Here is a 6,676-nt window from a genome sequence, read left to right as displayed (position 1 = left end):
TAACCATTACTCCAAATTCGAGCATTACATCGGTAGCAGGAACAACACCACTTTGTATTGGTGCAACAGCAACCTACACTGCAAACGGAGTAGTACTTGGTGGTGGAACAGGCGCATGGAGTAGCAGCAACACAGCAGTTGCGACCGTTACTTCAAGCGGATTGATAACAGCAGTAAGCGCGGGAACAGCCAATATTATTTTTACCATTACAGGTTGTAATGGGCCAGCAAGTAAGTTGCAGGCGATCACGGTTAATCCAAACGCAACCATAACTTCAGTAATAGGAACAACAACTCTTTGTATAGGGGCAACTGCAACTTACACTTCAAATGGGGTTGTACTTGGTGGCGGAACAGGAGCATGGAGCAGCAGCAATACATCATTTGCTACAGTAAATGCAGCAACAGGATTAGTAACAGGCATATCAGCAGGTACGGCCAACATTATTTATACTGTAACGGGATGTAATGGAACACCAAGTTCATTCCAAGCAATAACTATAAATGAAATTACAATTATCACTTCTCAGCCAACAAGCACGACAATCTGCGTAGGAAGTAGTGTTACAACTACAGTGGCTGCAAACGGAGCAAACTTAACGTATCAATGGCAGATAAACACAAGTGGGAACAACTATGCAAATATTTCTGGAGAAACTAATTCCGCACTAAATTTTGTATCAGTCACAACTTTAAATGCCGCTAAGTATAAATGTATAATTACAGGTTCATGCGGAACTCTAACATCGAATATTATTACCTTAACCGTTAATCCTGTGCCAACAGCAAATATCAGTGGCACAACTGTGGTATGTAAAGATGCAACAGTTCCAAACGTTACTTTTACAGGATCAGCTGGAACTGCGCCCTATACTTTTACTTATAATATTAATGGAGGAAGTAATTTAACTGCAACTACTTCTAGCGGAAGTTCAATAACAGTTCCAGCCCAAACAGCCACCGCAGGAACATTTATTTATAATTTGAAGAGCGTTAAGGATGCCAGTTCAACCATTTGCTCACAAGCACAAACTGGTACAGCTACAATTACAGTAAATCCTTTGCCAACAGCAACTATTAGTGGAACTATTGCAGTATGCAAGGATGCAACAGCTCCTAATATCACCTTCACGGGGGCAGCAGGAACTGCACCTTATACCTTTATATATAAAATAAATAGCGGTAGTAATTTAACAATAACTACAACTGGGTTGAATTCTTCAGTAACAGTGACAGCGCCAACGGGAACAGCGGGTTCATTTATTTATAATTTGGTGAGCATCAAGGATGCTACTTCATCAAATTGCTCACAGGCACAAACAGGTACAGCAACAATTACAGTAAATCCTCTTCCAACAGCAAGTATTAGTGGCACAACGGCAGTATGTAAAAATGCAATACCGCCAAATGTTACCTTTACAGCAGCAGCTGGAACTGCTCCTTATACTTTTACGTACAAAATAAATAGTGGAGGTACTTTAACGGTAACTACAACTAGTGGAAGTTCAGTAACAATTCCAGCCCCAACGACCACCGCAGGAACATTTATTTATACGTTAGTAAGTGTTCTAGATGCAAGTTCAACAAACTGCTCACAAGCACAAACTGGTACAGTAACAATTATAGTAAATCCTCTGCCAACAGCAGGTATTAGTGGAACCATCGCAGTATGCAAAAATGTAACAGCACCAAATGTTATTTTTACTGGAGCAGCTGGAACTGCACCTTACACTTTTACTTATAATATTAATGGAGGAAGTAATTTAACCGTAACTACTATTAGCGGAAGTTCAGTAACAGTTGCAGCTCCGACAGCCACCGCAGGAACATTTATTTATAATTTGGTGAGCGTTAAAGATGCTATTTCATCTAATTGCTCACAGGCACAAACTGGTACAGCAATAATTACTGTAAATCCTCTTCCAACAGCAAGTATTAGTGGAACAACTGCAGTATGTAAAAATGCAATATCGCCAAATGTTACTTTTACAGGAGCAGCTGGAACTGCACCTTATACTTTTACCTACAAAATAAATAGTGGAGGTAATCTAACGGTAACTACAACTAGTGGAAGTTCAGTAACAGTTCCAGCCCCAACAACCACCGCAGGAACATTTATTTATACGTTAATAAGTGTTCAAGATTCAAGTACAACTACTTGCTCACAAATACAAGGTGGAACAGCTACTATTACCATTAATCCTTTGCCAACAGCAAATATCAGTGGCACAACCACGGTATGTAACAATGCAACAGTTCCAAATGTTACCTTTACCGGAGCAGCTGGAACTGCGCCTTATACTTTTACTTATAATGTTAATGGAGGTAGTAATTTAACCGTAACTACTATTAGCGGAAGTTCCGTAACAGTTGCAGCTCCAACAGCCACCGCAGGAACATTTATTTATAATTTGGTGAGCGTTAAGGATGACAGTTTAACCATTTGCTCACAAGCACAAACTGGTACAGCTACAATTACAGTGAATCCAACTCCTAATGCAGTGGCAACTCCAGCATCGCAGACAATATGTTCAGAAACTCAGCTATTAAATGTAGCCTTATCTGGTAGTGTAGGCTCATCAACTTTCAATTGGACTAGAAATAATACAACCAATGTAACTGGAATTGCAATCAGCGGAAGTGGAGATATCAGCGGATATTTAACTAATAATACCCCTTTCGATCAAACCATAACCTTCACCATTACCCCAATATCCAGTGGTTGCACGGGAACACAAATAACAGCGACTGTTTTGATTAAAGCGGTCCCTATAGAAGGCGTAATTACTTTTTCAAACCTATCAGGGGGAAGTAGTACGGCCACAGGTTGTCAACTAGCCAGTGGCACTTTATACTTAAGTGGCAATACTGGTACCGTTGCTCGATGGGAAAAATCGATAACAGCGGGAACTTCATGGTCAACAATAGCAGGCAGTGGTGGCATAACAGAATATAATTATTCAGGTTTAACTGAGACTACAAAATATAGAGTTGTGTTAACAAATGGATTAAATACCTGTCCGGTGGTTTATTCAGCTTCGGCAGAGGTTATTGTCATTCCAAATATAAAACCATCTCCCGTAACTGCTACACCTTCAACAATATGCAATGGCAATTCATCCGTTTTATTTTCAGTAAGCGGGTATGCTACGAGTCAAAATTTAGCATCAGGGGGTGCATTTAGTAACTCCAACCCTACTGGATGGCTGGCAGATGGGTGTGGAAATTGTTTAAATGCAGGTTCCAGTAATACAAATCCGTATCCATTTCAATTAAGCGCCACGAATGGAGGTACCTATTCTGGTATAAACTATACCTCTGTTGGTAAATTTGCTATTGCAAACGGTAATTTGAATTCCGTGTTAGAAACGCCCGTTTTTAATACTTTTGGTTTATTAAATCCAGAATTAAAATTTGATCATGCTTTCAATTTATTAGCAGGAGCATGGGTCAAAATCGAACTTTCTTTTGATGGTGGTTTTTCTTATAACACCACATTGGTGGAATACAATGGTGCAAGCACTCGAACCCCATACACTGCCTTTCCTCCTGAACCAGCTATTAATTTGAGTGCCTACCTGAATCAAGCAAACTTAAGAATACGATTCAACTATCATGGTGTGGGAGCCAGTTCATGGGCTATAGACAACATTACAATCCCAGAGGCACCATCTACAACAATAGCAACACAATGGGTCGACAATATGGGAAATGTTGTTAGTAATACTGCAAGTACATCAGTATCACCAATTAAAACAACTACCTATGCAGTAACATCTTTCCTTAATGGTTGTACCAGTTTTGGCCCTTTAGGAACCGTATATGTTACTGTAGTAGTAAATCAACTACCAATTATAACCTCTTCAGACACCACGATCTGTTCAGAAGAATCAACAAATATCTCACTATCAAGTACTGAAACTGGAACTACATATATATGGAGCGTAGTTCAAACAGGAGTAACTGGCGCAGTGGCAAATTCCGTTGGTGTATTAACAAATAGCATCACACAAAATTTAAAAACTACTGGAACATCATCAGGAACAGCAATTTATACTTTTACACCTACATCAAAAGGCTGTTTGGGAACGGTAAAAACGGTAAAAGTAACCGTAAATCCAAGACCTACTGCAAACTTAGGAACTAGCCAAACCATTTGTTATGGAGATTCAGCTAATTTTAGTATTTCATTAACTGGAAAAGCTCCCTGGACGATAACCTATTCTGATGGCGTAACACCAACAACGGTGACTACATCCGCAAACCCTTACGTTTTTACTTTAACTGGCTTAACGGCAAACAAAACATATACTGTTACAGGATTGAGTGATGCAAATTGTAATCCTGCAAAACCAATAGATTTAAACGGGTCAGCAATAGTAACCGTACTAGACGGAACTCCAGGTTTATGGACTGGTTTAGTAAGCTCCGATTGGTTTGACTGTCACAATTGGGCTGGTGGATTGCCATCAAGTACAATAGATGCGCAGATTCCAACAAATCCTTCAGGAAGTTTTGGAATGCCATTCATAAACCCATCAACATCTCCTTATGCCGCAGCATATAGCAATATTGCCAGTGCACAAGATATAATTATTGCAAGCGGAGCAGCTGTTAATATGGCTCCATCTAGTGTTTCTGATTTATATATCAGTCGCGACTGGAAAAACAGTGGGGTGTTTACTCCTGGAATAGGAACGATAACCTTTAATGGCGCAACTTCAAATCAAATTCAGACTATAAATGCTGGAATTAAAACTAAAGAAACTTTTTATAATTTAACTACAAATAATTCGGCTGTAGCCAAAGGAATAAGTGTAGCTGATGGCTTTGAATTAACCGTTTTGAATAACTTGACTTTAACAAAAGGTGATTTACGATTAACCGGAGAAGCCCAACTAGTTCAGTCAGGAACAGGAGCTAATCCAATTGGTGGCGCAGCAAAATTATTGAGAGACCAACAAGGTCAAAAAAATAGTTTCAATTATAATTATTGGTCGTCACCAGTAAGTTCCAATAATATAGATTATTCTATTGCAAATGTTTTGAAAGATGGAACATCAATGACAAACACTTTTACAGATGTATTTAATTTTAGCCCTAGTGCTATTTCATATGTTGATGGTGCTTTTTCTGCAGATGGAGCACTGACAAGTCCAATAACAATAAGTAATCGTTGGTTATTTGCCTTCAATTCTCCTTTGTTGGCTGATTCATTACTAAATTATTATCAGTGGAAAGCTATTGGAAGTGCCGGATCAATAAAAATTGGAGAAGGATTTACCATGAAAGGAACTGGCGGAACCGCAGCAGTTAGTGTAACACAAAATTATGTATTTACAGGCAAACCTAATTCGGGAACTATCTCTTTAACTTTAGGTAAAGATCAAACCTATTTAGTTGGAAATCCCTACCCTTCTGCTCTTGATGCTGATCAGTTTATAAAAGATAACTTGCGTGATTGCAGTGGTTGTACAAATGCTGAAAATGTTTTCAACGGTGCGCTTTATTTTTGGGATCACTTTGGTGTAACAGACAATCACTTTTTGGCTGAATACGTAGGAGGCTATGGAACTTATTCCTTTATCGGAGGTGTTGTTGCAAAATCAGATGACCCTTTAATTGCAAATTCTGGCACCTCTGGGACGAGAAAACCCCAACGTTATATACCAGTGGCACAAGGATTTTTTGTGGATGCTTATGTAGATGATTCTGTACCAGCAATTGGAGTTCAGACAACAGTTAATGGAGGCGCATTAATTTTTAAAAATACGCAGCGAGCATTTATGAAAGAAAGCATTGCCAACTCCGTGTTTATGAAAACTACGGGTGCATCTACAACAAAAGATACAGATACAAGATCAAAAATCAGACTGGGTTTTGATTCCTCAATTGGTGCACATAGACAAATACTAGTTGGAGCAGATCCAAATACCACAAATCAATTTGATATTGGTTATGATGCTCCAATTTTTGATTTGGATGGAGATGACATGTGTTGGGTGATTAGCAATAGCCAGTTTGTAATTCAAGGAGTTCCAAATTTTGATGATACCCAAATAATTCCCTTACATATTACAATTGCCAATGCGGGTTTAAGTACTATAAAAATTGATGCTTTAGAAAACATGCCTAACACCACTAAAATTTATTTGTATGACGACCTAACTGGTATATACCATTCGCTAAGGGGAATTGATTTTAAAATTTCACTTGCGATTGGAGAATATAGCAACAGATTCTCCTTACGATTCGCAGATAAAACACTTAAAGCAGATGATTTTACTTCACCTGAAAGCATTCTGATTTATTTCACAAATAATGCTAAAATCCTAAACATAAAGAACAACTTTACAGACGCAACAGTAAATAAAGTATTTCTTTTCAATTTATTGGGTCAATCCATCACCAATTGGGACTTAGAAGAACAAAAACAAAATACCATTCAAATTCCAATAAAAAATGTACCATCAGGAGCCTATATTGTTAAAGTTAAGACTACGAAAGGAGTTTTTAGTAAAAAAATAATTATCCGGTAAATAATTTATGCCAGATAAGTAAAGATTAATGACTTAAGTAAATATTAATCATAATTTTAAAATGGATATTGATTATTCTTATTATATTTGATAAACGTTGCAGATTAACATCCAAATAAAATAAAAATATAATTTTA

General features: G+C 37.9%; 1 protein-coding gene. It reads left to right on the top strand.

Annotation, left to right across the window (positions count from 1 at the left end; translation table 11 throughout):
* Positions 1 to 6,539, top strand: a 6,539-nt coding sequence (locus C4S35_RS14820) for a PKD-like domain-containing protein (protein WP_146059563.1), incomplete at its 5' end; no start/stop codon positions are given.
* Positions 6,540 to 6,676: the final 137 nt, after the last annotated feature.

The organism is Flavobacterium urumqiense (assembly GCF_900108015.1).
In the GTDB taxonomy this organism is placed as follows: Bacteria; Bacteroidota; Bacteroidia; order Flavobacteriales; family Flavobacteriaceae; genus Flavobacterium; species Flavobacterium urumqiense.
This window is presented reverse-complemented; position numbering and strand designations above follow the sequence as displayed.